Genomic DNA, 26992 nt, shown 5'->3' with positions numbered 1-26992 from the left:
CCCGGTCCGTCGGTACGCTGCCCCGATGATCGATGAGGCCGTGCTGTCCCAGGTCCTCGCCTCCGCCCTGCACGGTGGCGGCGACTTCGCCGAGGTCTTCGCCGAGGACAAGAGGGCGACGTCGGCCGTCCTCGACGACGGGCGCATCGAGGAGCTGTCCTCGGGGCGCGACCGGGGCGCCGGCATCCGGGTCATCACTGGCGACACCACGGGGTACGCCCACACCTCCGACCTCTCCGAGACCGGCCTCCTGGCCGCCGCCGAGGCGGCCGGCGCCGCCGCCCGCCGAGGCGGGGGCGGGGCCAACGTCGTCGCCCTCGACCGGGTGGCCAGCCGTCACCCCAGCACGGTGGCGATCCTGCCCGAGGACGTCCCCAAGGCCCGCAAGGTCGAGCTCCTGCGCCGGGCCGACGAGGCCGCCCGCGCCGCCGACGGCGCCGTCAGCCAGGTGAGTGCCCGCTACGGCGACAGCCGGCGGCGGATCCTCGTCGCCAACAGCGAGGGCCTGCTGGCCGAGGACGACCAGGTCCGCACCCTCTTCTCGATCGGCGTGGTCGCCACCGGCGACACCGGCATGCAGACCGGGCGCCAGAGCCTCGGCCACACCGTCGGCTTCGAGCTGTTCGACCACCACGAGGTCGAGGACCTGGCCCGCAAGGCCGCCCGCCGGGCCATCACCAAGCTGGGCGCCCGCCCGGCGCCGTCGGGGGAGATGCCGGTCGTCATCGGTGCCGGCGGCGGTGGGGTGCTGTTCCACGAGGCGTGCGGCCACGGGCTCGAGGCCGACCTCGTCTCCAAGGGCGCCTCGGTCTACAAGGGCCGGGTCGGCGAGCAGGTCGCGTCGCCGCTCGTCACCTTGATCGACGACGGCACCGTCGCCGACGAGTGGGGCTGCTTCGGCATCGACGACGAGGGCAGCCCGGCCCAGCGCAACGTGCTCATCCAGGACGGCGTGCTGACGGACTACATGTGGGACCACACCCGGTCCCGCAAGGAGGGCCGGCCCCGGTCGGGCAACGGCCGCCGGCAGAGCTACCAGCACCTCCCGATGGTGCGGATGACCAACACGTTCCTCACCAACGGCACCGAGGACCCGGCCGACATCATCGCCGGAACCGACCACGGCGTGTACGTGGCCCAGCTCGGCGGTGGCTCGGTCAACACCGCCACGGGGGACTTCGTCTTCGGCATGTGGGAGGCGTACCTGATCGAGGACGGGGAGATCACCGAGCCGCTGCGCGAGGGCAACCTCATCGGCAACGGCCCCAAGGTGCTGGTCGACATCGACGCCCTCGGCAACGACTTCGCCATGGGCTCGCCGGGCACGTGCGGCAAGGACGGCCAGGGCGTCCCCGTCGGCGACGGCGTCCCCACCCTCCGGGTCAAGAGCCTCACGATCGGTGGGACCGCAGCGTGACCCCGCCCAACGTTGTCCGGAAGTCATCCTCTGTGGCCGGGTTCCGGACAAAGGTCGCGGCGTGAGCGGCCGCGCGGGGTCGGGTGACCTGACCGACATCGCCGACCGGGTCGTCGCCATGGCCGGCGACGGCGAGCAGGTCGAGGCCGTCGTCGGGCGGAGCCGCCACACCGAGGTGCGGGCCTACCAGTCCGACGTCGAGTCGCTGTCGTCGGCCGAGACCATGGGCGTGGGCATCCGGGTCGTCCTCGGTGACCGGCAGGGCTTCGCCTACGCCGCGACCTTCGACGAGGACGTGATCGCCGAGACCCTGGCCGAGGCCCGCGACAACGCCGGGTTCGCCTCGCCGGACCCGCACGTCGGTCTGGCCGCGCCCGACGGCGTGCCCGTCCCCGAGCTCGACCTGTTCCGACCGTCGCTGCTCGAGGTGTCGACCGAGCGCAAGGTCGAGCTGGCCCTCGAGCTGGAGGCGGCGGTGAAGGGGGCCGACCCCCGGATCTCGGGCGTGGAGTCGGCCGAGTTCGTCGACGCCATGGGCGAGGCGTGCGTGGCCACCACCACGGGCATCCGCTCGGAGTCGGCCTCGACGGCCTGCTACGTCGCCGTCTCGTGCCTGGCCGAGGCCGACGGTCTCACCCAGACCGGGTTCGGCTTCTCGGTCGGCCGGGAGCTGGACGACCTCGTGCTGGGCGACGCCGCCGACGACGCCGTCATGCGGGCCACCCGCCTGCTCGGCGCCACCAAGCCGGCCAGCACCCGCACCACCATCGTCCTCGACCCGTACGTCACGGCCCAGGTGATCGGCATCATCGGCTCGACCCTGTCGGGTGAGATGGTGCTGAAGGGGCGCTCACCGTTCGCCGAGCGCCTGGGCGAGGAGGTCGGCTCGCCGCTCGTCACGCTGGTCGACGACGCCACCAACCCGCTGGCCTACACGGCGTCGGCCACCGACGGCGAGGGTCTGGCCAGCCGGCGCACCCCCCTCATCTCCGAGGGCGTGCTGCGGTCGTTCGTGCACAACGCCTACAGCGGTCGGTGGGCCGGCACCGCCTCGACGGGCAACGCCGTCCGCGGGGGGTTCAAGTCGACGCCCGGCGTCGGGTGCCGGGCCCTGTCCCTCGCCCCCGGCGAGCACCCCCAGGACGAGCTCCTGCGCCAGGTGGGCGAGGGCGTCCTCATCTCGTCGGTCATCGGCATGCACTCGGGCGTGAACGCCGTCAGCGGGGACTTCTCCACCGGCGCCGAGGGCCTCCGCATCACCGGCGGCGAGCAGGGCGCGCCCCTGCGCGAGTTCACCATCGCCTCCACGCTCCAGCGCATGCTCCGCGACGTCGAGGCCGTCGGCAACGACGTCGACTGGCTCCCCATGTCCGCCGCCGGCGTCAGCCTCGTCATCCGCGACGTGACGATCTCGGGGACCTAGGTCTTCTCGTCAGGAACCTCGCTTCGCTCGGTTCCTTCCTCGAGCTGAAGGTCCCTCGCTGCGCTCGGGGCCGAACACCTTCCCGGAGCCGGACGCCTCGTTCCTCGGCGACACGGCTCCTCTGCGGTGGGAGACCCCCCGCACCCCCCAGCGGCTGCGCCGAGCCGTGCCTGCGTCGGTCGAGCTCATCTCCCTGTCGGGACTGGGTCGACCTCGCGCTCGTGCCGGACCGGGTCGGGTGGTCTGCCAGGATCGACCCTCGTGTCGTTCGTGGAGGCTGTCGTCCTGGGGATCGTCCAGGGCCTGACCGAGTTCCTGCCCATCTCGTCGAGCGGGCACCTCCGCATCGTGCCGGCCCTCTTCGGGTGGGAGGACCCGGGGGCGGCCTTCACCGCCGTGACCCAGCTGGGCACGGTCGCCGCCGTCGTCATCTACTTCTGGCGGGACCTGTGGCGCATCACCACGACGTGGGTCCGGTCGCTGTTCGACCCGTCGCTGCGGGGCGAGCTCGACGCCCGGATGGGGTGGTACCTCATCCTCGCCACCATCCCGATCGGGATCTGCGGCCTGGCCTTCAAGGACCAGATCGAGTCCGGGGCTCGCGACCTGCGCATCGTCGGCACGACCCTCATCGTGCTCGGCCTCGTCCTCTACGCCGCCGAGCGGGTCGGCACGCGGGAGCGCACCATCCACGACGTCGACACCCGGTCGGCCTTCGGCATCGGCCTGGCCCAGGCCATGGCCCTCGTGCCCGGCGTGTCCCGGTCGGGGGCGACCATCAGCGCCGGGCTGTTCATGGGCTTCACCCGGGAGGGCGCGGCCCGCTTCTCGTTCCTGCTCTCGATCCCCGCCGTCGTCCTCTCGGGCGTCGTGACCGCCCCCGACATCACCGCCGGCGACGGCCCCGGGGTGGCCGAGACGGTGGTGGCCACCGCCCTGGCCTTCGTGGTCGGCTACGCCGCCATCGCCTGGTTCCTCAAGTACCTGACCAGCCACTCGACCGCCGTCTTCGTGATCTACCGGATCGCCCTGGGCGCGCTCGTGCTGGCTCTGCTCGCCGGCGGGGTCATCGACGCGCGCTGAGGCGGGATCGGTCAGGATGCCCGCCGTGATCCGTGCCCGCCGCTCCCTCGCCGTCCTCCTCGTCGTCGCCGCCCTGGGGGTCGGGTGCGGGGGCGACGACAACTCCACCGCCGACGACGGCGCCGACGCCACGACGACCACCGCCGAGGCGGCCGAGGACACGGGGGAGGCGGCCGAGGGCGGGGCCGACGAGGTCGACGACGCCCCGTCGGGCGAGGAGGGGGGGACCGGGCCGGCGGTGCCCTCGGCCGGGTGCGCCTCGGCCCCCCACGCCCCGACCGACAAGGAGCGGGTCGACCTGGCGGCGGGCGGGGTCGATCGGTACTACCTGCTGACCGCGCCCGAGGACGAGGAGCCGCTCCCGCTCGTCGTGGACCTCCACGGGTTCACCGAGGGCGCCGACGTCCACGCCCTCCAGAGCGCCCTCGGCGAGTACGGCGTGGAGCAGGGCTTCGCCACCGTCTTCCCCCACGGCACGGGCGAGCCGGTGCGGTGGGACGTCGGGGGCGCGGGGTCGCCCGACCTCGCCTTCATCGACGCGGTGGTGGACGAGGTCGCCGCCGGGCGCTGCATCGACACGTCCCGCGTCTACGCCACCGGCCTGTCGATGGGCGCGTTCATGACGTCCCTCCTGGCCTGCGAGCGGGCGGACCGCTTCGCCGCCTTCGCCCCGGTGAACGGCCTCCAGCTCCCCGACGGGTGCGCGCCCGGCCGGCCGGTCCCGCTCCTGACGTTCCACGGCACCCTGGACCCGATCCTCCTCTTCAACGGCGGTGTCGACACCAGCTCGTTCGCCGGTGGTGAGCAGGGGGCCAGCGCGACCATCCCCGAGCCCGACCTCGACGGCGAGGGCTACCCGGCCACGGCGGCGGCGTGGGCCGAGCTCCAGGGCTGCACCGACCCCACCGACGAGGTCGACCCCCCGGTGATCGACCGGACCTGGACGTGCCCGGACGGGGCGGCCATGGAGTTCGTGATCATCGAGGGCCAGGGCCACGGCTGGCCGGGCAGCGCCTTCGCCGAGCAGATCACCGACATCACCGGCCCCCAGGTCGACGGGGTCGACGCCAACGAGCGGATCTGGGAGTTCTTCCAGCGCCACCAGCTGCCCGCCGGCTGAGCGCTCACGGGGGCCGGAGGGCCAGGACGAGCGGGCCGACGGTGAGGGCGGCGGCGACGTCGGCGGCCAGGCCGGCGTCGAGGGCGATCACGACGGTCTCCTCGCCGACGTCGAGGACGACGGCGTCGGTGGCCACCACGTCGGGCCGGCCAGGTGCGACCGGCAGGTCGCCGCCGACCCCGCCCCCGGGCGCGCCGCCGGCGACGACGTCGACCCGGTCGCCGGGGGAGAGGGGCAGCCCGGGGATGGCCAGCGGGATGGTCATCGCCCTCTCGTCGGGGGCGAGGAGGGCGGCGGGTCCGGCGGCGTCGGAGCCGCTGATCCGGCGCTCGAGCACCACCTCGCCGGGGGTGAGGGCGACGAGGGCGCGCCGGCCGTCGGGCAGCGCCGTCAGCGCCCCGTCGGGGACGACGGCTCGCGGCAGCCGTCGGACCTCGGCCACGTCGGCGTCGACCGGTGCGCCGACGGCGACCTCGGCGGTGGCCACGACGACGGGATGGGTCTCGCCGTAGGCCGCGGCGGCGGCGTCAGCCCGCCGGAGGGTGCCGTGGACGACCCCGGCGGTGAGGACGGTGAGGGCGATCGCGGCCGCGTACCAGGGGACGGCGCGGCGGGGGAGGCGGGGGCGGAGGGGCCGCAGCGAGCGGCGGGGCCGGAACGGGGGCACGGGCGCGTCCTTCCATCGGGGACCGACGGGGGAAGCGTCGGTCCCCGTGTTCCCGCCCGACCGGCGGCTCACACGTGCCGCACGGAAGGTGCCTGGCACCAACCGTGTCGGACCACGGAAGGTGCCTGGCACCAACCGTGGCGGACCACGGAAGGTGCCTGGCACCAACCGTGGCGGACCACGGAAGGTGCCTGGCACCATCCGTGGCGCGCGGCTTCAGGTGGGGACGTCGGGTTCGAGCCCGCCGGGGGCGGCGGCGCAGGCGCACGAGCGGGTGGCCGGGACGGCGGCCAGGGCGCCGAGGAGGACCTGGCGCAGCTTGGGGATGTTGGCCTCGAAGGTGGCGAACACCTCGGCCTGGGTCACGGGGGCGACGCCCGGGTCGTCGTCGACGCCGGTGTCGTAGTCGGTGACGAGGGCGGCCGAGGCGTAGCAGAGCCCCAGCTCCCGGGCGAGGGCGGCCTCGGGCATCTGGGTCATGTTGATGACGGTTGCGCCCTGCTCGCGGTGCAGGCGGGACTCGGCGCGGGTGGCGAAGCGGGGCCCCTGGATGACGACCACCGTGCCGCCGTCGTGCACGGGGAGCGGCCCGTCGGCGGCCCCGGCGAGCAGCGCCGACCGCAGCTCGGGGCAGTACGGGTCGGCGAGGGACACGTGGTTGACCGTCGGGCCCTCGAAGTAGGTGTCGGGGCGGCCCCAGGTGCGATCCACGGCCTGGTCGAGCACCACCAGGTCGCCCGGGTGGCGGTCGGGGTGGAGCGAGCCGGCGGCGCACGGCCCCAGCACCCGGGCGACGCCCAGCTCTCGCAGCGCCCACAGGTTGGCCCGGTACGGCACCCGGTGGGGCGGGAACCGGTGGCCGGGCCCGTGGCGGGGGAGGAAGGCGACGGTCCGGCCGTCGACGTCGGCGAGCTGGATCGGCCCCGAGGGCGGCCCCCAGGGCGTGTCGAGCTCGACCGTCTCGACGTCGTCGTGGAGGGCGGTGAAGCCCGAGCCGCCGATGACGGCGAGCTCAGCCGTGGGGCCCGGCACCGGCGGTCAGTCGGACGAGGTCGACGAGCCGGAGGACGAGCTGGTGCTCGCCTCCTTCCTCGGCGTGGCCTTCGGGGTGTCGGTCGTGGCCGCCCCGTCGGAGGACGCTGCGTCCTTCTTGGCCCCGTCGCCGTTGCTCGACCCGGCCGTGGCCGCCGTGGAGCCCGAGCGGCTGTCGGTCTTGTAGAAGCCGCTGCCCTTGAACGAGATGCCGACGCTCCCGAAGACCTTCTTGAGGGCGCCGCTGCACTCGGGGCACTCGGTCAGAGCGTCGTCGGTGAAGGACTGGTAGGCGTCGAAGGTGTGGCCGCAGTCCTTGCAGCGGTACTCGTACGTGGGCATCGGCGTCTCCGCGTTGGCACTCTCACGGTGGGAGTGCCAGCGTACCGGCCGGGCCGGACCCGATCGCAACCCTCGCCCGGCGGGTAGAACAGGGGACGTGCAAGCGCCCCGCACCGTCACCACCGCCGTCATCCCCGCCGCCGGCCTCGGCACCCGCTTCCTGCCGGCCACCAAGGCCCAGCCCAAGGAGATGCTGCCGGTCGTCGACAAGCCGGCGATCCAGTACGTCGTCGAGGAGGCCGTGCGCGCCGGCATCGACGACATCTTGATCATCACCGGGCGCGGCAAGCGCAGCCTCGAGGACCACTTCGACCGCAACTTCGAGCTCGAGTACTTCCTCGGCGAGAAGGGCAAGCACGCCCAGCGCGACCAGCTGGTGAACATCGCCGAGCTGGCCGACATCCACTACGTCCGCCAGGGCGAGCCGCTCGGTCTGGGCCACGCCATCTCCGTCGCCCGCAAGCACGTGGGCGACAACCCCTTCGCCGTGCTCCTGGGCGACGAGTGGATGAGCCCCGACACGCCGCTGCTCGAGAACATGATCGCCACCTACGAGCGCTACAACCGCTCGGTCGTCGCCCTCAAGGAGGTCACCCCCGAGGAGATCTCCCGCTACGGCTGCGCCAAGCCCGAGCCCGTGTCGGACCGGTTGGTCCAGATCCTCGACCTGGTCGAGAAGCCCGATCCCGCGGTGGCGCCGTCGAACCTGGCCGTGATGGGCCGCTACGTCCTCACCCCCGAGATCTTCGACGCCCTGGCCCAGATCGAGCCCGGCTCCGGGGGCGAGCTCCAGCTGACCGACGCCATCGCCCTGCTCCTCCAGAGCCAGGCCGTCTACGGCTACACCTTCAGCGAGGGCCGCTACGATACCGGCCAGGTGCTCGACTACCTGAAGGTGATCGTCGAGCTGGCGTCCGAGCGCGAGGACCTGGGCCCGGAGTTCCGGGCCTTCCTCTCGGACTTCGTCCGCACCCGCGACCTGTAGGGCGCCGCCCGCCGGACCGCAGGATCGGTTCCGTGGTTGCCCACTACTGCGCTATGCGTCATAGTGGGCGCGGTGGACACCAGCCAGATGCTGCGCGGAGCGCTCGACCTGGTGGTGCTGGCCGTCCTGGCCGACGAGGACGGCTACGGCTACGACGTCCTGCGCCGACTGCGCGAGGCGGGGCTCACCGAGGTCGGCGACGCGTCGGTGTACGGGACGCTCCGCCGCCTCTCGAAGGCCGGCCACCTGCTCTCCTACACGGCGCCGTCGGCCGAGGGGCCGGACCGCCGGTACTACGGGCTGACGCCCCTCGGCCGGGAGGAGCTGGCCCTCGGCACCAAGGCGTGGCGGTCGTTCTCCGACGCCGTCGACGACATCATCCGCAGCCACGTCCCGGGGAGGACGCCGTGACCACCATGCAACCCGACCCCCTGCTCGAGGCCTACGTGCTGCGCGTCGGAGCCGCCCTGGGCGACGTCGAGCCGACCGAGCGCCACGCCCTGCTGGCCGACCTCCGGCTCCACCTCGACGAGGTCGGCCGCGACGACGCCCGCCCCCTCGACGACATCGTCGGCCCGCCCGAGGTCTACGCCGAGGAGCTCCGGGCCGCGGTCGGGCTCGCCGCACCCGACCCGGCCCCTGCCGCCCGGCCCGGCCCGCCCCGGGCGCCGACCGCGGCGGCGTGGCCCTGGGTGGCCAGCCACCTGGCCGGCGCGTGGCGCACGATCGCCCGGGCCGGGCGCGACGTGCACGCCGCGGTGCGGGAGGCGGCCGTCGACGGACCGGCGTGGTGGTTGTTGCGGGCGTACCTGGCCGTCCACGTGCTTGGGGCCGTCACCGGCTCGGAGGGCGCGGTCCTCGTCCCCCGCGTCCTCCACGAGCGGGTCTGGGGTCTGGTGGCGCTGTTCGTGGCGGCGGTGGCGTCGGTCCGCCTGGGCCGGGACCCGGACCGGGTGCCCCGGCGGGTCGTGCAGATCGTCTCGGTCCTCGTGGTCGTCATCGGCGTCATCGCCGTCGTCCAGGCCGACCGGCACCACGACCCGGTCCGCGAGGTGATCTTCGTCGAGTCCGCCCCCCAGCGCGGCGACGTCGTGCCACCCCCCTGACGTCAACCATCCGGCGTCGTCGACCGTCTGAGGCACATGATCGAACCGATGGCGCGCCGTGCCGGGGTCGAGGCGGTGCGCGCCGCCTACGACGCCCACGCCGCCTCGCTGCTGCGGTTCGCGGTGGCGCTGACGGCCGACCGGGCCCTCGCCGAGGACATCGTCCACGACGCGTTCGTCCGTCTGCACCGGGCCTCTCGGCCACCGGCGGCCGGGGCCGAGGCCGCGTTCCTGCGGCGGACGATCACCAACCTCGTCCACGACCACCACCGCCACGGCGCCGTCGTCCGCCGTCTGGCCCCGGCACCTCGGGACCCGGCTCCGTCGGCCGAGACCACGGCGCTCGGTGGCGACCGGGCCCGGGCCGTCGCCTCCGCGGTCGTGGCCCTGCCGGCCCGGCAGCGCGACTGCGTGGCCCTGCACTACTTCGCCGGACTGCCCGATGCCGCCGTCGCCGCCGAGCTCGGGATCTCCGTCGGCTCGGTCAAGACCCATCTGCACCGGGCCCGCGCCGCCCTGACCGTCAGCCTGGAGGACCACCGATGAGCGACGTCGACCAGATCCTGCGCGACCACGCCGCCGACGCCGCCGGCGCCGAGCTCGCCCCCGACGACTGGGAGCGCCTGGTTGGCCATCACCGCGGCCGTCGCCCTCACCCGCAGCGACGGAGCGCGAACGCGGACGACGGCGGCGGCACCGTCGACCGAGACGACCCCGCCGAGCACGGAGCGGAACCACACCCCCGAGGAGCCAAGGCCGGACAGCATCCTGGTCGTGGCCGACGGAGACGGCGACGGCCTCGATGACGTGCTGCTGCTCGAGGGCAGCGGCGTCGACGAGGACGCTTCGGGACCCGATGGCACAGCGGCCCCGGGCGACCGGCTGTTCGAGCCGACCATCCTCGTGTCCGGCTCAGACGTGGCGCCGGCATCGATCACCTCGGTCGACCGAGGGTCCGACGGCACCGTCATGTACGCCGTGGGCGAGGCGGTCTGGCGGATCGACCCCACCAGCGGGCTGGTCTCCGGCCCCATCGCCGCCGACACCGCGTTCGCCGTGTCGGGCGACGGGGAGACCCTCGCCACGGTGGTCGATGGCGTGATCCGGGTCCACAGGGTCGACGAGCGCGGCGGTCGCCCGTTCGCCGACCTTCCCATGGGTGGCGAGGTCACCGCGCTGGCCCTGTCGCCCGACGGCAGCACGATCGCACGCCAGCGGGTCACGCGGGCGGGCGACGGCACGATCGCGGGCACCGCCGTCGACGTCACCGCCGTCGCCGACCCTGGCGGCTGGTCCGAGGTCGAGCGGTCATCGGGGGTCGGCCTCCCGGCCTTCATGCCGGACGGGCACCTCGCCGTGGGGCTGGGCACCCTCGGCGCCAGCCAGGGCCACGCCGAGGCCAGGGCCAGCGAGGTCGGCATGGCGAACCTCGCCACCGGTGAGGTCCGCTGGTCGGTCGGCGGTGGAGGGTTCTCCTTCACGACCCTCGACGCCACCGCCGACGGGGCATGGGTGCTCGTCGTCCACGAAGGAGCGGTCCGGGCCTTCGCCGCCGTCGATGGCTGGTTGTCGGACAGCGGGAGCCTCGTCGGAGTCGGACTCGGGATCGGCGACATCACCGACGTCGCCTGGTGACGCCCGGCCGTCGGCAGACCCGGGTCCGGGCGCGGGCGGCCACTACCGTCCACCGCCATGCGTCCGCTCAGCGAGGTCCGTGACCTGGTCCTGGCCCGCTGCCCGCGGCTCGCCCCCCGGGACCTGCCGCTCGCCCACGTCCGGGGCTGCGTCGTGGTCGACGACGTGGTGGCCGACGCCGACCTGCCCGGCTTCGCCAGCTCGGCCATGGACGGCTTCGCCGTGCGCGCCGCCGACGTCGCGTCCGCCACCGAGGACATCCCCGTCGTCCTCGACGTCGTCGAGACGATCATGGCCGGGCAGACGACGGCGCGGACCGTCGGATCGCGGCAGGCGATCCGGATCATGACCGGCGCCCCCGTCCCCGCGGGGGCCGACGCCATCGTGCCCGTCGAGCGCTCACGCTTCTCCGACGGGTCCCGCGACCACGACGAGACCGTCGCCATCCTCGCCCCGGCCGAGCCCGGCCAGCACGTGCGGGGCGCCGGCGACGACGTGCGCGCCGGCACCGTGGTCATCCCGGCCGGGACGGTCCTGACCGCCCCGCTCATCGGCGTGCTCGCCGCAGTCGGGCGCACCTCCGTCGAGGTCGTCCCCCGCCCCCGGGTCGGCGTGATCTCGACCGGCGACGAGCTCGTCGAGGCGCCCCGGGCCCTCGCCGTGGGCCAGATCCGGGACTCCAACCGCCCGATGCTGCTGGCCAAGGCGGCCGAGGCCGGCTGCGTCCCGGTCGACCTGGGGTGGGTCCGCGACGACGTCGACGCCGTGGCCGCCGCCCTCCACGCCGCCGCCTTCCGCTGCGACGTGATCCTCACCTCGGGCGGCGTCAGCATGGGCGAGGCCGACGTGGTCAAGCTCGTCCTCCAGCGGATGACCGACCCTCAGTGGGTGCAGGTGGCCATCCGCCCGGCCAAGCCCTTCGCCCTCGCCACCGTCGACGGCGTCCCGCTGCTCGGGCTGCCCGGCAACCCGGTCTCGTCGCTGGTGAGCTTCGAGGTCATCGCCCGCCCCGCCCTGCGGCAGATGGCCGGCCGCCCGGTCGAGGGGCTCCGGGTCCGGGCCCGGGCCGCGGTGGCGCTCGACCGCCGGCCCGACGGCAAGGACCACCTCCTGCGGGTCACCCTGGACCCCGCCGACGGCGCCCTGACCGCCACGCCGGTGGCGGCCCAGGGCAGCCACCAGCTGTGGGCCACGGCCCAGGCCGACGGGCTGGCGCTCGTCCCCGACGGGCCCGGCATCCCCGCCGGCGACGAGGTCGAGGTCCTCGTCCTCGACCCCGAGGCGCTCGTGCCGGGCCGGCCGTAGGCTGGTCCGGTGATCCGCCCCCTCGTCGACGGTCACGGGCGCGTCCACCGCGACCTGCGCATCTCGGTCACCGACCGCTGCAACCTCCGCTGCTCGTACTGCATGCCGGAGGAGGGGATGGTCTGGCAGCCCCGCCACGAGCTCCTCTCGTTCGAGGAGATCGAGCGGCTCGCCCGCGTCCTCGTCGAGCGGCTCGGCATCGACGCCATCCGTCTCACCGGCGGTGAGCCGACCCTTCGGGCCCACCTCCCGGTCCTGGTCGAGCGGCTGGCCCGGCTCGGGACCGACCTGAGCATGACCACCAACGCCACGACCCTCGACCGCCAGGCGGCCGACCTGGCCACCGCCGGGCTGCGCCGGGTCAACATCTCGCTCGACACCCTCCAGCGCGACCGGTTCGTGGAGCTCACCCGCCGCGACGACCTCGACAAGGTCCTCGCCGGCATCAACGCCGCCCTCGACGCCGGCCTCACCCCCGTGAAGCTCAACGTGGTGGCCATGCGGGGCGTCAACGAGGACGAGATCGTCGACCTGGCCGCCTTCGGCCGCGAGCGCGGCATCGGCGTCCGCTTCATCGAGTTCATGCCCCTCGACGCGTCGGGTGAGTGGAAGGCCGGGGCCGTCGTCTCCCAGGCCGAGATCGTCGCCGCCATCGCCGCCGTCTTCCCCCTCGACCCCGTCCCCCGGGGCTCGGCCCCCGCCTCGCTGTGGCGCTACCGGGACGGCCGCGGCGACGTCGGTGTCATCCCCAGCGTCACCCAGCCCTTCTGCGGCGACTGCGACCGGATCCGCCTGACCGCCGACGGCAAGCTCCGCACCTGCCTGTTCGCCACCGTCGAGACCGACTTCCGCGACCTCATGCGCAACGGTGCCGACGACGACCACCTGGCCTCGGCCTTCGCCGCCGCCGTCGGCGACAAGGGTCCCGGCCACCTCATCGGCCAGCCCGCCTTCATCCGCCCCCGCCGGAGCATGTCCCAGATCGGCGGGTAGTCGGAGTCACTCGCTTCGCTCCGTTCCTCCGAGCTGAACGTGCTCGCTGCGCTCGCGCTGAAGGTCCTCCCGGAGTCGGACGCCTCGTTCCTCGGCGACACGACTCCTCTGCGGGGGGCGACCCCCCGCACCCCCCTGCGGCTGCGCCGGGCCGGGCTGCGTCGTGGCGATCTGGCTACGCGGTCCTCGGGCGTCGTCCGCCTCGTCTCGTCGCCGGACGGCCGGTGGCGGCGTTGGGCGTAGCATCCCTGCATGCCCGATCGTGGACTGACCCACCTCGACCCGCTCGGGCGCGCCCGCATGGTCGACGTGACCCCCAAGGACCCGACGCACCGGCGGGCCGTGGCCCGGGGCCGGGTGTACATGAACCCCGAGACGACATCGCTCGTCGCCCGGGGCGGGGTGGGCAAGGGCGATGTCCTGGCCGTGGCCCGCGTCGCCGGCATCCAGGCCGCCAAGCGGGCCTCGGACCTCATCCCCCTGTGCCACCCCCTGCTGGTCGGGGCGGTCCTGGTGAACTTCCGGATCGAGGACGCCTACATCGAGGTCGAGGCCCACGTCGACACCGTCGACCGCACCGGCGTCGAGATGGAGGCCCTCACCGCCTGCTCGGTCGCCGCCCTCACCATCTACGACATGTGCAAGTCGGCCGACCGCTCCATGACGATCGGCGACATCGCCCTGTGGGAGAAGACCGGGGGCCGCTCGGGCGTGTACCGCCGCGAGCCCGACGCCGGTGCCGACCAGTCGATCGACAGCATCCTCCTCGACCACCCCCGCAGCGACGCCGACGACGGCTCCGAGGACCCGGCCGGCGAGGGTGCCCCGGGGATGATCGGTCCCGCCGGGCTCGGCGACCCCGCCGAGGTCTGATCGTCCCGGCCCAGGTCAGGCGGCGTCAGCCGACCGTCAGCGGGCGCCGTGGGCTGGCTCTCGCCACCCTTTCGTAGTAGAACCGTCACATTCCCCCCGCCGCCGTGACATCGTCGTCACATCGGGCGACCGCCGCACCGCCCTGCCTCCCCATCCCCGTCCCGCGGGGTGGCCGCAGGTACGGTCATGACAGGAAGAGCTGATCTGAAGGATGGGTGTGCCGGTCCTGATCCTCCTCGCCATCGTGTGGGCCATCGTGTTGGTCCCGCCGCTCGTGCGGAACCGCGCTGACCTCCGTCCCGGATCATCGGTCTCGAGCTTCCGGCAGGACCTGGCCGTCATCGGCCGCACCACGCCGACCAGCTCGCTCCGGCCGCCGTCGCTCGCCCCCATCGGGTCGAGCACGACCCGCGCCGCGTCCGGCGCCCCCCTGGCCGGCACGCCCGCCGGCCGGTCCGCCGCCCGCAAGCGCCGCCGCGACGTGCTCTTCACCCTTGGCGGCGCCGCCGGCTTCACCCTGCTGCTGGCCCTCGCCTTCGGCGGCCCGATGCTGCTCCTGCACCTCGCCGTCGACGTCGCCCTCGGGGCCTACGTCTACCTCCTGGTGCAGATGCGGAAGCTGGCCGAGGAGCAGGCGGTCAAGGTGCGCTACCTGGCCGCCCCGGCCCAGAGCCAGCCCCGCCTGGTCGCCGTCCGGCGCACCGCCTCGGGCTGAGCCCGCCCGGGCCCCGGCGCTGCTCCGTGGCCGAGCCGCCCTCGACCCGCGCCCGGCTCGAGGGCATCACCGACACCATCCGGGTGGGGCTGAGCGCGGCCCACGACGCCCGCGAGACCGCCCTCCCGGCGTGCCGGGCCACCATCCGGAGCGCGTCGCGGGCCATCCGCGCCATCCACCGGGGCGAGGCCGCGGCCGCCGGCGCCCACGTGGCCGAGGCCGAGGCCTCCCTGCGCGTCGCCCAGCGGACGCTGGCGCCGTTCCCTGCCGTCGCCCACGGCGGGTTCCTCCACGACGCCGAGAAGGAGCTGGCCGAGGCCCGCCTCACGGCCGCCCTCGTCGCCGGTGAGCCGGTCCCCGGTCCCGACGAGCTGGGCGTCGACCCCACGGCGTGGATGCGGGGGCTGTGCGAGGCCGCCAGCGAGCTGCGGCGCAACCTGCTCGACCGGCTGCGCGAGGGCGACCTGGCCCGGGGCGAGGCCCTGCTCGTCGCCATGGACGACGTCTACGACGTGCTGTCGCTGGTCGACTACCCCGATGCCCTCACCCACGGCCTGCGGCGCTCGCTCGACCAGCTGCGGGCCGTGCTCGAGCGCAGCCGGGGAGACGTCACCACGACGGTGCTCCAGACCCGGCTGCAGCGGGCGATCGTGGCCGGTGACCGGGAGGGCGGGGGCGGTGCGGCAGGACCGGACGCCACGGCGGAGCCGCCGCAGCCCTGACGCGGCTCGGCCGACCCCCCGCCAGGAGGCCGGCCGAACCAGGACGGGTGGAGCCCGTCGGGCTCAGCAGCCCTGCATGAAGACCTGGACGGTGTAGACCCGGCTGCCGGCCTTGGCGTAGCCGACCCCGACGTAGCTCCACCGGCGGTCGAGGACGTTGTCTCGGTGCTTGGTCGACCGCATGTAGGCGTCCTGGACGCCGGCGGCGGAGCTGCCGTAGCCCACGTTCTCGCCCAGGGCGCGCCAGCAGCCGGGGACGCCGGAGGTGAGGTTCGAGTGCGACAGCACCCCGTCACGGGCCAGCTTCTCGGCCCAGGCCTGGGCCTTGGTGTTGAGCTGGCCGTGGGTCGGCAGGCGGCGGAGGGCGTAGGCGCTGCGGTCGGCGTTGAGCTCGTTCTGGACCGCGGTCTGACCGGAGGAGATGCAGCCGGACAGCACCACCACGAGCGCCACGGCGAGGGCGGCCACCTGGATGGTCCGTCGGCGGAGCTTCGTGCGCATGCAACCACCATCGGTGGCAAAGTGGCCGCAGTGAGTGGGAGCTCCGACTTTCACCCGTCCGTGGGCGCCGGGGACGCACGTCGGCAGCCGACGCGACGCCCGTCGTGCCCGTGCCGGCAACGGTGCGGAGCCGCCACCAGGGAACGGGTAGGGTGGCGGTCCCTCCGGGGGTGTAGCTCAGTTGGCTAGAGCGCTTCGGTCGCATCGAAGAGGCCGTGGGTTCGAATCCCATCACCTCCACTCCTTCTCCTGGCGGAGGAGGTCCACCTCAGCCGGGCGAGGCGCCGTAGACGGCGCGGAGGCACACGGTGGTGAGCGTGTCGACCCGGCGGCGTCGCTCGGCCGCTGAGGGCTGATCGACCGACAGCTCGTAGCCGCTGCGCCACAGCATCGCCACCAGGGCGCGGGCCAGGTCCTGCGAGCTGGGCGGTCCGGGCAGGGCCCGCCCGCCCTCCCGCTCGGCCTCGATCGACGCGGCGATGGTCTCGACCATCCGGTCGCTGATCGGCTCCCAGAAGTCGCGCAGCCCGCCGTCGCCCTCGGAGAGCGGCACCATGGCCCGCAGGACGCGGCCCTCGGTGCGCCACCGATCCATGTAGGCCGCGACCGCAGCCCGGACGACGCCCTGCGGGTCGTCGGAGGATGACACGAGGGGGGCGCCGAAGGTGTCGTAGAGCTCCTGGCCCACCCGCGCGGCCAGGGCGCGGACCACCGCGTCCCGCGACGCGAAGTAGAAGTAGAAGGTCGGCCGGGAGATGCCCGCCCCTCGGGCGAGCTCCTCGATGGTGATCTCCGTGGCCGGCTTGGTCCCGAGCAGCTCCCACGCGCAGTCGAGGATCGCCGCTTCCTTCAGGTCGCCCTTGGTGGGGCCTCGTCGCCGACCGGCGCGGGCGGGGGTGTCGAGCGCCCTCTTCTTCGCCGGGCTCATGCCGCGGAAGTCCTATCACCTCCCGGCGCGGCGCCCCTGACGCCGCGCCGGGAGGCGACGCCTCAGGGGAGGTTCTTCCGGGCGGCGTTGGTCCACCCGGTGTTGCCGAGGAGCTCCGGCGCCGTCCCGGCGAAGGCCTGGCGGGCGGTCGTGTCGCCCCGCAGCGTGTACATGAACCAGGCCGTGAGGTAGCCGAGCTGGGCGTTGGCCGGCTGCTGGATGACGTTGTGGTCGCCGCCCTTGGTCGCGGCCTTGGCTGCCGGGCCGGCGATGCCGTTGTAGTAGGTGGTCTGCTGGGATCGGCTCGCCAGCCAGTCCCCGGTGGCGGAGATGAAGAAGATCGGCTTGGTGACCTTGGTCCAGTCGGGCATCTGGGCGGTGTTGCCGAAGAACCAGAACGGGTCGACGAAGGCGATGGGGGCGGTCGAGGTGATGGCGCCGTTCGACATGATGGTGGCGTTCACCGCCCCGGTGGCACCCTGCGAGTGGCCGGCGGCGCCGATCTTGGTGGTGTCGAGCTTGCCGTCGAAGGGGCTCGACGGGTTGCTGTTCAGGGCGATCATCGCCTGGGCCGCCGCCCACACCTCGCCCCCGTAGCCGACCGAGCCGCTGTTGGACGCGACGACCACGAACCCCCACGACGCCAGGTGCTGCAAGGTGGCGGTGTAGTTCGACGGGGTGCTGCCGGTCCCGTTGCCCCAGGTGATGATGGGGTGGTCGAAGCCGTTGGCGCCGAGGTTCGTGGGGTGGACGATGGTGATCGGCCGTCCCTGGGCGTCGGTGCCGGCGACGGTGCTGACCGTCCACGTCCCGGTCGCCTTGTAGGTCGTCTCGATGGTCGAGGCCGCCCCTCCGGGCGCGGCGATCGCCGTCATCGCCAGGGCCAGGGCCAGCAGGGAGCCGAGGAGGACTCGACGAAGCGGACGAGAGATGGACGTCATGGCGCGGATCACCCCGGGTGGTCGGTGGCTGTGATGTCGGTCACCATACGGACCGTCTCCCAAAAGTCAACAGTGCGTCGGTTCTGATGGACGGGCAGTCGAGAGCACCGCCGCTCGCCCGACGAGGGAAACCCCCGAACGGGGGAGCGCAGGGTCGGCGGCTCCGCGCAGTGTCGGGTCCATGACCACATCCCCCTGGCTCCCCGTCACCCGCGAGCACCCCGACGTCGTGGGCATCGACCCCGATGACGACAGCCGGCTCGAGGTCCAGATCGGTCTCTCGACCGTGCCGCCCGTGGAGTGGGCCGAGCGGTTCGCCAACCCCGTCGACGGCGGCTCTGACTCCGCGACCCCGACCCTGAAGGGCAAGACGGTGACCATCCGGCCGCCCGACGCCGAGCTGGCGGCCGCGGTGGCCGACGTCGACCGTCGCATCGAGGGCGCCAACACCTACTTCGCGGCCGAGGTGCTGCCGGAGGTCGATGCCGCCCTGGCCGAGCAGCGGGAGCAGGAGGACGAGGCGACCGGGGACCGGGGCGAGGAGGGTCGCGTGCGCGCCGCCCGGCTCCAGGCCCAGACGCTGTAGGGGCCGCTCGGACCGCGTCGCCGCGGCGCCCGCTCCCGTACTCGCTCTGGTGGCCAGAGTCCCCACTTGGTTCCCCGGAGTGAGTAGCGTGCGGCCGTGACGGGTCGCCGCTACCGCCAGCACTGCGCCCTGGCCAAGAGCCTCGACCTGGTGGGCGAGCGCTGGACCCTGCTCATCGTCCGCGAGCTCCTCGACGGCCCCAAGCGCTACGTCGACCTGATGCACGGCCTCGTCAGCGTCTCGACCGACGTCCTCGCCAGCCGGCTCCGGGACCTCGAGGCCGCCGGGCTGGTCGAGCGCTCGACCCAGCCGCCACCGTCGGGCGCACGCGTGTACTCGCTCACCCCGGCGGGCGCCGGCCTCGAGGACGTGATCGTCGCCTATGCCCGATGGGGCCGGGCCCTGATCGAGGAGCGCGACCCCGACGACGTGCTCCACCCGGAGTGGCTGGGCCGGGCGGTGCGAGCACTGATCCGCGACGATCGCCCGGGCGTCGACCTGACGGCACGCTTCTGCACGCCGGAGGGCTCCGTCACCTTGCGCATCACGCCCGACGCCGTCGAGGCGCGACCCGACGACGAGCCGGCGGCGGTGACCCTCACCGGCGAGGTCGAGGCCCTCGCGGTGGCCATGGACCCGGCGCGGGCGCGAGACCTGATCGCCTCGGGGGACGTGGAGGTGGAGGGCGAGCCCGCAGCCGTCACGGCGCTGGCCAACCTGTTCGCCTGACGAGCATCAGCGCCCGGTCCGGTGGTCCGGCACCGCCGCCCGCCACTGGTCGGCCAACCGGGCGCTCGAGAGCACCCGGGACCGCACCTCGGGATCGGCGCCCGGGCGGGGGGCGACGAACGCCTCGGCGACCGTGGGCTCGGCGTGGTGGGTGGCGGCGCGCCTGATGGTCCCCTCGGTCGGGGCGGACCCGGTCCGGAGGACCCGGAGGTACCAGCCGCACGCACCGGTCGCGACGAGGTGCCGGCCGGCGCCCCGGCGCCCGGCGTGGATGGCGAGCTTGAAGCACGGCGAGCGGGGCTGGGACACCTCGAGCACGGCGTCGCCCCACTCCCAGACGTCACCGATGCGCACGTCCTGCTCCGAGAAGCCGCCCACGGCCAGGTTCTCGCCCACGCCCCCGATGGCGAGGCGGAACCCGGCCGCGACCCAGGCCGCGTAGTGCTCGACCGGGTAGGCGTACACGGCCTTGTCCGGGCCCCCGTGGACGGAGAGGTCGGCCTGGCGGTCGCCGTCGATGTTCAGCGTCCCGACCCGCACCTCGGGATCGCTGACCCGCCGCTTGGCGATGGCCGAGCGGACCGGCCCACGGCTCGAGATCATCGGCTGGGGCGTCCCGACGTACACGGCCTCCAGCCGCCCCGTCCCGCCGGGGTCGCTCGGGGCCCGGCGCGGGGTCACGCGGCATCCGTGAGGGCGGCGGCCAGGGCGTCGGGGGCGGTCACCATGGCGTCGTGACCGGTCGCCAACGTGGTCACCGCCCAGCCCGCCTCCGCCGCCCACGCGCGGAACGGCAGCGACTCGGGCGCGACAGTGATGGCCCTCGTCGGCACGGCATCGACGGCGCCGGAGAGGACGGTCGGGTCGGTGAAGGTGCGGAGGGGGTGGTCGGTGAGGAGGGGCGCGACCCACGCCACGTCGGCGGGGTCGTCCACCCCGACCAGCGAGGGGGGAGGTGGGGGCAGCCGCCACCCGTCCCCGTCGCGGGCGGCCGAGGCGGAGAGGGCGTCGCGGAACCAGGCCGGCGCCCGGTCGAAGAGGGACTGCCCGTCTGCGCCGAACCAGGCGTCGAGCAAGACGAGCTGGGCGACGGCCTCGGGCCGGCGGTCGGCCGCCTGCCGGACCACGAACCCGGCGTAGCTGTGCCCCACGAGGACCACCGGCTCGACGGCCTGCTCGAGGACGGCGGTGACGTCGTCGACGTGGGTCCCGAGACCGACGTGGCGGTCGAGGGCGGCGGCGTCGGCGCCCAACCCCGTGAGGTCGGGGGCGATCACGGTGTGGCCGGCGCCGACCAGGCGTGTCGTCACGCGGTCCCAGCACCAGCCGCCGTGCCACGCGCCGTGGACCAGGACGAACGAGCCCATGCCAGCGGTCTACGCCTCGTGCTTGGAGGAGTCAAGGTCGAACTTGGAACAACCAAGTAGCCCGCGTCGGCCGGCATGGTCGGTGGCGCGGGGGGTCAGGCCATCACGCCGTGGGCACGCATGGAGGAGCGCACGATGGCGGCCATGCCCGCCATGCCGGACCGGTTGGGGTGGACCGGGGCGGCGTCGGCGGCGGGGATCAGCGGCTCGACCCAGCGCACCGTGGGGGGCTGGCAGGCATCGTGGCCGATGCTCGGCGTGTAGGTGTCGACGTAGACGTCGCCCCCTCCGACCGTCTCCGCCCGGATCGCCGCGTTCAGCCGCTTCTGGACCTGGTCCCGGAGGTAGGCGACGTCGCCGGTGGCGATCGGCAGGCTCGGCCGGCAGAGGTCGAACAGAGCGGTGGTCTCGGGGAGGATGGCGGGGTAGCCGACGACGAACACCGTGGCGCGGGGCGACCGACGGGCGATCTCGTCGAGCACGGCCCGCAGCCGGGGCCGGAGGGCGGCGATGCGGGCGGCGATCTGGTCGACCCCGCCGGCGGTGTAGTGGTCGCGGCACGGCGAGCCCTGCGGGTCGCGCAGGCCGAGGCGGACGCACGTCTCGGCGATCTCGGTGAAGCCGATGTCGTTGCCCCCGATGCCCAGGGTGACGACCTCGGTGGCCCCGTCGAGGGCCTGGAGCTGTGGCGGGTTGTCCGGGTCGGGCTCGACGTCTTGGGCCTGCGTCATGTCGCGGGTGCGGGCGCCGCTGCAGCTCACGTCCCGGAAGGCGGGCTGGGGCAGGTCCGGGGCGACCAGGTTGGGGTAGTTGGCGTCGGAGCGCAGGCACCCCGGCACCCCGGCGTCCTGGGGGAGGATCAGCGGTCCTGCGGTGAAGGAGTCGCCCAGGGCGACGTAGCTCGGCGGCGGTGTGCACGAACCGAGCAGCAGGCTCGCCACCAGGGCGACGAGGGCGGGGATGGTGACGGCGCGGACGGGCATCGGGACCCCCTGAGGTCGCAGCACCGGCGCGACGGGCAGGCCGGTGACCGGCGTCGCACTGGCCCGGATGGTGTCGCTCGAAACCGGTCAGCCGGCCCGGGCCGGGTCGACGAGGGCAGGGGGGAGGGCCACGGCGTCGGGGCCGAGGAGGCCGGAGACGACGGTCCGGATGACCTCGGCCATCTCGCGGAGCAGGTCGCCGTAGACGCTGGTCTCCCGCCAGAGCATGGCGATCTGGCGCCGGGGGACGGGGTCGGCGAAGCGCAGCAGGGCGATGCCGTCCGAGGGCGGCACGGGCGGCCGCACGGTCAGCTCGGGCAGCAGCGTGACGCCGACGCCGGCCGAGACCATCTGCCTGAGGGTCTCCAGGCTGGTCGCCCGGAACCCGGCCATCTCGGCGGCGCCGGAGAGCCGGCAGACCGACAGGGCCTGGTCGCGCATGCAGTGGCCCTCCTCCAGCAGGAGGACGTGGGTGTCGACCAGGACACCGACGTCGACGGGCTCGTCGCCCCGCGCCGCCAGCGGGTGGGTCCTCGGCACGGCCAGCAGGAAGTCCTCCTGGAACAGGTTCTCCTGGTGGAGGCGGGCGTCGACCGGCACGGCCAGGACCCCGACGTCCAGCCGTCCGGCGTTGAGCTGCTGGAGCACGATCTCGGTCTTCTCCTCGACGAGGAGGAGCTCGAGGTTCGGGAAGCGCTCGTGGATCGGCGGCACCACGTGGGGGAGCAGGTAGGGCGCCAGGGTGGGGAACAGGCCCATGCGCAGGGTGCCCGAGCGGGGGTCCTGGGCCCGGCGGGCGATCGACCGGATGCTGTCGGCCTCGTCGAGCATCAGCCGGGCCCGGGCCACGACCTGCTCGCCGACGGCGGTCAGCATCACGTTGCCCGGCGTGCGCTCGACCAGCTCCACGCCGAGCTCGCGCTCGAGCTTCTTGATCTGGGTCGAGAGGGTCGGCTGGCTGACGAAGCACGCCTCCGCGGCCCGGCCGAAGTGGCGGTGCTCGCCCACCGCCACCAGGTACCGGAGGTCGCGGAGGTTCATGGCCCGGTGACGGAGGTCACGGAGGAGACCCTAGGTCACCGGCGGCGCCCGGCCCGGGCAGGTCGAGGCCGCCCGCCCGTCCGGCCACGCCCGGCCCCTAGGCCAGGGCCGGTTCGGCGGGGGCGGAGGTGCGGATGAGGTTGTCGAAGGCGCTGAGGCTGGCGATCGACCCGGCACCCATGGCGATGACGATCTGCTTGTACGGCACCGTGGTGGCGTCGCCGGCGGCGAACACGCCGGGCGCCGAGGTCTGGCCCCGCTCGTCGATGACGATCTCGCCCCGGGGCGAGAGCTCGATGGTGCCCTCGAGCCACTCGGTGTTCGGCAGCAGGCCGATCTGCACGAAGATCCCGTCGAGCACCAGCTCGTGGCTCTCGTCGGTGGTGCGGTCGGTGTAGCGCAGGCCCACGACCTTCTCGCCGTCGCCCAGCACCTCGGTGGAGAGGGCGCTGACGATGACCTCGGCGTTGGGGAGGCTGCGCAGCTTGCGCTGGAGGACCTCGTCGGCGCGGAGCTTGTCGTCGAACTCGATCAGGGTGACGTGGCCGACGACGCCGGCGAGGTCGATGGCCGCCTCGACCCCCGAGTTGCCGCCGCCGATGACGGCGACCCGCTTGCCCTTGAACAGCGGGCCGTCGCAGTGGGGGCAGTAGGTCACGCCGCGGTTGCGGTACTCGGCCTCGCCGGGCACGTCCATCTGCCGCCAGCGGGCGCCGGTGGCGAGGATGACGGTGCGGGCCTGGAGGGTGGCGCCGCTGGCCAGCTCGACGGTGGCCAGCCCGCCCTCGTCGGTGGCGGGCACGAGCCCGGTCGCCCGCTGGAGGTTCATGACGTCGACGTCGTAGTCCTTGACGTGCTCCTCGAGGGCGGCCGCCATGCGGGGGCCCTCGGTGTGGGGCACGGAGATGAAGTTCTCGATGGCCATGGTGTCGAGGACCTGGCCGCCGAAGCGCTCGGCGGCGACGCCGGTGCGGATGCCCTTGCGGGCGGCGTAGACGGCGGCGGCCGCGCCGGCGGGCCCGCCACCGACGACGAGCACGTCGAAGGGGTCCTTCTCGTCGATCTCCCGGGCGGTGCGCTCGGCCGCGCCGGTGTCGAGCTTGGCCACGATCTGCTCGAGGCTCATGCGGCCCTGCTCGAAGGGCTCACCGTTCAGGAACACCGACGGGACGGCCATGACCTGGCGGGCCTCGACCTCGTCGGGGAACAGGGCCCCGTCGATGGCGACGTGGGTGATGCGGGGGTTGATGACGCTCATCAGGTTCAGGGCCTGGACCACGTCGGGGCAGTTCTGGCACGAGAGCGAGAAGTAGGTCTCGAAGGCGTACTCGCCGGGGAGGTCGCGCACCTGCTGCAGGACGGACTCGTCCGCGGTCGACGGGTGGCCCCCGACCTGCAGGAGCGCCAGCACCAGCGAGGTGAACTCGTGGCCCATGGGGATGCCGGCGAAGCGCACCCGTTGCTCGTCGCCGGTGACCCGGCGGATGGCGAACGAGGGGCGCCGGTTGTCGTCGTCGGCCCGGACGAGGGTGATCTTGTCCGACATGTCGGCGATCTCCCGGAGCAGCTCCTCCAGCTCGGCCGACTTGGCCCCGTCGTCGAGGGACGTGGCCAGCTCGATCGGCTCGGTGATCTTGGCGAGGTGGGTCTTCAGCTGGGTGGCGATGGGCGCGTCGAGCACAGGGGTTCTCCGGGGAGCGGGTGAGCGGGTGGGCGGGCGAACCCGGTTCTGTCAACCCTCATGGGCCGTAGAGGCGCATGAGGGTTGACAGAACGGGTGGGGTGGGTCAGATCTTGCCGACGAGGTCGAGGGAGGGGGCCAGGGTGTCCTCGCCCTCCTCCCACTTCGCCGGGCAGACCTCGCCCGGGTGCTCCCGGACGTACTGGGCGGCGCGGACCTTGCGGATGAGCTCCACGGCGTTGCGGCCGATGCCCTCGGCGGTGGTCTCGGTGAACTGGATGACACCGTCGGGGTCGATCAGGAAGGTGCCCCGGTCGGCCAGGCCCTGGCCCTCGCGGAGGACCTCGAAGTTCTGGCTGATCACCGTGGTCGGGTCGGCGATCATCGGGTACTCGATCTTGGCGATCGTGTCCGAGGTGTCGTGCCAGGCCTTGTGGGTGAAGTGGGTGTCGGTGGAGACCGAGTAGATCTCCACACCGAGCTCCTTGAAGGTGCCGTAGTTGTCGGCCAGGTCACCCAGCTCGGTCGGGCACACGAAGGTGAAGTCGGCCGGGTAGAAGAAGACGACCGACCACTTGCCCTTGAGGTCGGCGTCGCTGACGTCGACGAACTCCCCGTTGTGGTAGGCGGTGGCGGTGAACGGCTTGATCTCGGTGTTGACGAGGGACACGGTGCAGCTCTCTCTCGTGGTGCAGGGGACGTGAGACCGTCACCGTAGAGGCTTCTGACCTCGATACATAGGTATTGTCGATCGTTGTTTCCGAACCGTTCGATAGGAACTATCAATGTGACATGCGGCCCACCGTGGCGCCGGTCGATCGACGGGGTCGATCGGCGCCTCAGGTCGTCGGGCCGTCGCCGCCCCGCCCGTCGAGCCCGCCGCGGGCGGCGAGCAGATCGCCCAGGCGGTGGATGGTGAGGCGGCCGGTGCCACGAGCGAGCGGGCCCCGGCCGCGCCGGGCGAGGGCGGAGAGGCCGGCCTCGGCGACCCCGTCGGGGGGGTCGGCCAGGAGGTCGGCCACGGCGGAGGCGATGGCGTCGGTGGAGGTGCGGATGGTCTGCAGGAGCTCCAGGACCGCCTCGGGGGAGAACCCGGCCTCGATGACGTCGATCGCCAGCTGGAGCAGCGACGGGCTGTTCACGCAGAGGCGGTCGCCGTCGAGCCGGCCGACGACCCCGGTGGCGATCAGCTCGTCGACCCGGGACGGCACCAGGGCGGGGAGCACCGCCTCCAGCTGCCCGACCGTGGCCGCGGCGCCGGGTTCGTCGATGGCGTCCAGCGCGCCCGGCTCCAGCCCCAGGACCTCGGCCAGGCCGGCGCCCTCCGACCACGACGCCAGCAGGTCGCTGATGCCGGCGAGCGAGTAGCCCCGCTCCTGGAGCCGACCGATCAGGCGGAGCCGGTCCAGGTGGGTCGACCGGTAGACGCCGAGGCGGCCGTGCCGCTCGGGGCGGGGGAGGAGGCCGAGGGTCTGGTACTGCCGGATCGTGCGGCTCGGCACCCCGGACGCGGCCGCCAGCTGGTCGATCGAGAGCCCGTCGTCGTCGGGCCCGGTCGCCTGGTCCACCATGCCCTCGACTCTACCGGCATCGAGCGTTACAGTGTTCACTGTCATGGAGGATGCCGACACCACCGCCGCCCCGCTGGCCGCCGCCCTGCTCGGGGCCCTGGCCCGCACCACGGGCGCGGACCTCGCCTACGCCGGGCCCCCGACCCGCTTGGCCGGCGGGTTCTGGGCCGACCTCCTCGCCTTCGAGCTGGCCGACCCGCCGGCGGGCTGGGAGGGACGGCTGGTGGCGCGGATCATGCCCGACCCCGACACCGCGGCGAAGGAGACGATCGTCCAGGCCGAGGTGGCGGCCCAGGGCTTCCCGACCCCGAGGGTCCGGGGCGCGGGCGACGCCCACCCCGGCGTCGACGGGCGCGCCTTCCTGGTGATGGACCACGTCGACGGCCGGCCGCTCCTCGGTGGCCTCTCCGGCGCCGCCGCCCTCACCACCCTCCCATCGGTGGTCCGGCGCCTGCCCACTCTCCTGGGAGGGGTCATGGCGGACCTGCACCGCCTCGACGTCGCCCCGGTGCAGCAGCGCCTGGCCGGCGTGGGTCGCACCGAGAGCGGGAGCGAGGCCATCGTCGTCGGGCTCCGGTCCGTCGCCCTCGCCGCCGACCGGCCCGACCTGGTCGCCGCCGCGGACTGGCTCCTCACCCACCCCCCGCCGCCCGGTCCGCTCGTGGTGTGCCACGGCGACCTCCACCCCTTCAACGTCCTGGTCGACGACCAGGGGAAGGCGTCGGTGATCGACTGGTCGGTCGCGGTCATCGCCCCGGCCGCCTTCGACCTGGCCTTCACCTCCGTGCTCCTGTCCGAGCCACCCCTGGTGGTGCCGGGCCCGGTCCGACCCCTGCTGCGCGGCGCCGGCCGGGCCCTCTCGCGCCGGTTCCTCCGCTCGTACCGGGCCCACGGCGGCACGGTCGACAGGGAGGCGCTCGCATGGCATGGCGGCGTCGTCTGCCTCCGGGCCCTCACCGAGGTGGCGGGATGGTCGACGCTCGACGACCGGCGCGGCCACCCCTGGGTCATCTCCGGCGCCCGCTTCGCCCGCCGTCTCGGGCGCCTCACCGGTGCGACGGTGCGATCACGCTCGCGGCACCAGGTGCCGCCGACGGCGGTGGGCCGCACCGCACGGGGCTGAACGCGCCCCGGGTCGATCAGCTCCCGGCGAGGAGCCGGCGGCACATCACCGTTCTGACACCGCTGCCGGACACCGATGTCGCCTGGCGCGAACAGAACGACCGTCGAGGCGGCCATCGCCGTT

General features: G+C 73.9%; 29 protein-coding genes, 1 tRNA gene and 1 pseudogene. 18 read left to right on the top strand and 13 right to left on the bottom strand.

Annotated elements, in window-relative coordinates; translation table 11 throughout:
* The first annotated feature begins 25 nt into the window (after positions 1–25).
* The 4 genes from HC251_RS16655 to HC251_RS16640 all read left to right on the top strand — a co-directional run bounded on the left by HC251_RS16655 (position 26) and on the right by HC251_RS16640 (position 5043).
* Positions 26–1417, top strand: a complete 1392-nt coding sequence (locus tag HC251_RS16655; protein WP_219941731.1) for a TldD/PmbA family protein — start codon at positions 26–28, stop codon at positions 1415–1417.
* A gap of 61 nt (positions 1418–1478) precedes the next feature.
* Complete coding sequence (locus HC251_RS16650; protein WP_219941730.1) at positions 1479–2840, top strand: TldD/PmbA family protein; 1362 nt, start codon at positions 1479–1481, stop codon at positions 2838–2840.
* A gap of 261 nt (positions 2841–3101) precedes the next feature.
* A complete protein-coding gene (locus HC251_RS16645) occupies positions 3102–3923 on the top strand; it encodes an undecaprenyl-diphosphate phosphatase (protein ID WP_219941729.1) in 822 nt (273 codons plus the stop codon).
* A 25-nt stretch (positions 3924–3948) separates the two neighbouring features.
* Complete coding sequence (locus HC251_RS16640; RefSeq protein WP_219941728.1) at positions 3949–5043, top strand: PHB depolymerase family esterase; 1095 nt, start codon at positions 3949–3951, stop codon at positions 5041–5043.
* A gap of 4 nt (positions 5044–5047) precedes the next feature.
* On the opposite strand, the gene HC251_RS16635 is transcribed toward HC251_RS16640, so the two are convergent.
* The 3 genes from HC251_RS16635 to HC251_RS16625 all read right to left on the bottom strand — a co-directional run bounded on the left by HC251_RS16635 (position 5048) and on the right by HC251_RS16625 (position 7084).
* Complete coding sequence (locus tag HC251_RS16635; RefSeq protein WP_219941727.1) at positions 5048–5710, bottom strand: hypothetical protein; 663 nt, start codon at positions 5708–5710, stop codon at positions 5048–5050.
* 216 nt (positions 5711–5926) lie between these two features.
* On the bottom strand, positions 5927–6742 hold the full coding sequence (locus tag HC251_RS16630; protein ID WP_219941726.1) for an S-methyl-5'-thioadenosine phosphorylase: 816 nt from the start codon (positions 6740–6742) through the stop codon (positions 5927–5929).
* A 6-nt stretch (positions 6743–6748) separates the two neighbouring features.
* Positions 6749–7084 carry an FmdB family zinc ribbon protein gene (locus HC251_RS16625; protein WP_219941725.1) on the bottom strand — a complete coding sequence of 112 codons (336 nt, stop codon included), beginning with the start codon at positions 7082–7084 and terminating at the stop codon, positions 6749–6751.
* A gap of 97 nt (positions 7085–7181) precedes the next feature.
* Between HC251_RS16625 and galU the strand changes: the two genes are divergently transcribed.
* The 10 genes and pseudogenes from galU (at position 7182) to HC251_RS16575 (ending at position 15418) form a co-directional block, all read left to right on the top strand.
* Positions 7182–8069, top strand: a complete 888-nt coding sequence (gene galU / locus HC251_RS16620; protein ID WP_219941724.1) for a UTP--glucose-1-phosphate uridylyltransferase GalU — start codon at positions 7182–7184, stop codon at positions 8067–8069.
* Positions 8070–8141: 72 nt separating this feature from the next.
* Positions 8142–8480 carry a PadR family transcriptional regulator gene (locus HC251_RS16615; RefSeq protein ID WP_219941723.1) on the top strand — a complete coding sequence of 113 codons (339 nt, stop codon included), beginning with the start codon at positions 8142–8144 and terminating at the stop codon, positions 8478–8480.
* On the top strand, positions 8477–9175 hold the full coding sequence (locus HC251_RS16610; RefSeq protein ID WP_219941722.1) for a hypothetical protein: 699 nt from the start codon (positions 8477–8479) through the stop codon (positions 9173–9175). Before HC251_RS16615 ends, HC251_RS16610 begins: the two co-directional genes overlap by 4 nt.
* A gap of 48 nt (positions 9176–9223) precedes the next feature.
* A complete protein-coding gene (locus HC251_RS16605) occupies positions 9224–9721 on the top strand; it encodes an RNA polymerase sigma factor (RefSeq protein ID WP_219941721.1) in 498 nt (165 codons plus the stop codon).
* A gap of 228 nt (positions 9722–9949) precedes the next feature.
* Entirely contained in the window at positions 9950–10810 is an 861-nt protein-coding gene (locus tag HC251_RS16600; RefSeq protein ID WP_219941720.1) for a hypothetical protein, read from the top strand.
* 57 nt (positions 10811–10867) lie between these two features.
* Complete coding sequence (gene glp / locus HC251_RS16595; protein ID WP_219941719.1) at positions 10868–12115, top strand: gephyrin-like molybdotransferase Glp; 1248 nt, start codon at positions 10868–10870, stop codon at positions 12113–12115.
* A 12-nt stretch (positions 12116–12127) separates the two neighbouring features.
* Positions 12128–13108, top strand: a complete 981-nt coding sequence (gene moaA / locus HC251_RS16590) for a GTP 3',8-cyclase MoaA (RefSeq protein WP_219945733.1) — start codon at positions 12128–12130, stop codon at positions 13106–13108.
* A 252-nt stretch (positions 13109–13360) separates the two neighbouring features.
* Positions 13361–13834: pseudogene (moaC, locus tag HC251_RS16585) on the top strand (cyclic pyranopterin monophosphate synthase MoaC); the annotation flags it as partial.
* Between the two features lie 364 nt (positions 13835–14198).
* Positions 14199–14696 carry a hypothetical protein gene (locus HC251_RS16580; protein ID WP_219941717.1) on the top strand — a complete coding sequence of 166 codons (498 nt, stop codon included), beginning with the start codon at positions 14199–14201 and terminating at the stop codon, positions 14694–14696.
* A gap of 26 nt (positions 14697–14722) precedes the next feature.
* Complete coding sequence (locus HC251_RS16575; RefSeq protein ID WP_219941716.1) at positions 14723–15418, top strand: hypothetical protein; 696 nt, start codon at positions 14723–14725, stop codon at positions 15416–15418.
* 63 nt (positions 15419–15481) lie between these two features.
* Here HC251_RS16575 and HC251_RS16570 read toward each other — a convergent pair whose 3' ends face one another.
* Entirely contained in the window at positions 15482–15919 is a 438-nt protein-coding gene (locus tag HC251_RS16570) for a CAP domain-containing protein (protein ID WP_219941715.1), read from the bottom strand.
* A gap of 166 nt (positions 15920–16085) precedes the next feature.
* Between HC251_RS16570 and HC251_RS16565 the strand changes: the two genes are divergently transcribed.
* Positions 16086–16159, top strand: a tRNA-Ala gene (locus HC251_RS16565).
* 28 nt (positions 16160–16187) lie between these two features.
* On the opposite strand, the gene HC251_RS16560 is transcribed toward HC251_RS16565, so the two are convergent.
* Positions 16188–16847, bottom strand: a complete 660-nt coding sequence (locus HC251_RS16560) for a TetR/AcrR family transcriptional regulator (RefSeq protein ID WP_219941714.1) — start codon at positions 16845–16847, stop codon at positions 16188–16190.
* A 62-nt stretch (positions 16848–16909) separates the two neighbouring features.
* Entirely contained in the window at positions 16910–17788 is an 879-nt protein-coding gene (locus HC251_RS16555; RefSeq protein ID WP_219941713.1) for a hypothetical protein, read from the bottom strand.
* A 181-nt stretch (positions 17789–17969) separates the two neighbouring features.
* On the opposite strand from HC251_RS16555, the gene HC251_RS16550 reads away from it, so the two are divergent.
* Both HC251_RS16550 and HC251_RS16545 read left to right on the top strand, forming a co-directional pair.
* On the top strand, positions 17970–18374 hold the full coding sequence (locus tag HC251_RS16550) for a hypothetical protein (protein ID WP_219941711.1): 405 nt from the start codon (positions 17970–17972) through the stop codon (positions 18372–18374).
* A 96-nt stretch (positions 18375–18470) separates the two neighbouring features.
* Entirely contained in the window at positions 18471–19103 is a 633-nt protein-coding gene (locus tag HC251_RS16545; protein ID WP_219941710.1) for a winged helix-turn-helix transcriptional regulator, read from the top strand.
* Between the two features lie 6 nt (positions 19104–19109).
* On the opposite strand, the gene HC251_RS16540 is transcribed toward HC251_RS16545, so the two are convergent.
* The 7 genes from HC251_RS16540 to HC251_RS16510 form a co-directional block, all read right to left on the bottom strand.
* A complete protein-coding gene (locus tag HC251_RS16540) occupies positions 19110–19784 on the bottom strand; it encodes an MOSC domain-containing protein (RefSeq protein ID WP_219941708.1) in 675 nt (224 codons plus the stop codon).
* A complete protein-coding gene (locus HC251_RS16535) occupies positions 19781–20470 on the bottom strand; it encodes an alpha/beta hydrolase (RefSeq protein ID WP_219941707.1) in 690 nt (229 codons plus the stop codon). Before HC251_RS16535 ends, HC251_RS16540 begins: the two co-directional genes overlap by 4 nt.
* 95 nt (positions 20471–20565) lie before the next feature.
* On the bottom strand, positions 20566–21453 hold the full coding sequence (locus HC251_RS16530; protein WP_219941706.1) for an SGNH/GDSL hydrolase family protein: 888 nt from the start codon (positions 21451–21453) through the stop codon (positions 20566–20568).
* An 87-nt stretch (positions 21454–21540) separates the two neighbouring features.
* Positions 21541–22494, bottom strand: coding sequence for a LysR substrate-binding domain-containing protein (locus HC251_RS16525; protein WP_219941705.1), 954 nt, complete (start codon positions 22492–22494; stop codon positions 21541–21543).
* A gap of 97 nt (positions 22495–22591) precedes the next feature.
* A complete protein-coding gene (gene ahpF, locus HC251_RS16520) occupies positions 22592–24175 on the bottom strand; it encodes an alkyl hydroperoxide reductase subunit F (RefSeq protein ID WP_219941704.1) in 1584 nt (527 codons plus the stop codon).
* 106 nt (positions 24176–24281) lie between these two features.
* Positions 24282–24845: an alkyl hydroperoxide reductase subunit C gene (gene ahpC / locus HC251_RS16515; RefSeq protein WP_219941703.1), complete on the bottom strand. Its 564-nt coding sequence runs from the start codon at positions 24843–24845 to the stop codon at positions 24282–24284.
* A gap of 169 nt (positions 24846–25014) precedes the next feature.
* Complete coding sequence (locus HC251_RS16510; protein WP_219941702.1) at positions 25015–25746, bottom strand: MerR family transcriptional regulator; 732 nt, start codon at positions 25744–25746, stop codon at positions 25015–25017.
* A gap of 43 nt (positions 25747–25789) precedes the next feature.
* On the opposite strand from HC251_RS16510, the gene HC251_RS16505 reads away from it, so the two are divergent.
* Positions 25790–26869, top strand: a complete 1080-nt coding sequence (locus HC251_RS16505; protein WP_219941701.1) for a phosphotransferase — start codon at positions 25790–25792, stop codon at positions 26867–26869.
* Positions 26870–26992: the final 123 nt, after the last annotated feature.

The sequence above is a fragment of the Iamia sp. SCSIO 61187 genome (genome assembly GCF_019443745.1).
Classification (GTDB): Bacteria; Actinomycetota; Acidimicrobiia; order Acidimicrobiales; family Iamiaceae; genus Iamia.
The sequence above is the reverse complement of the archived record's forward strand: the minus strand, read 5'-3'. Positions and strand labels throughout refer to the sequence as shown.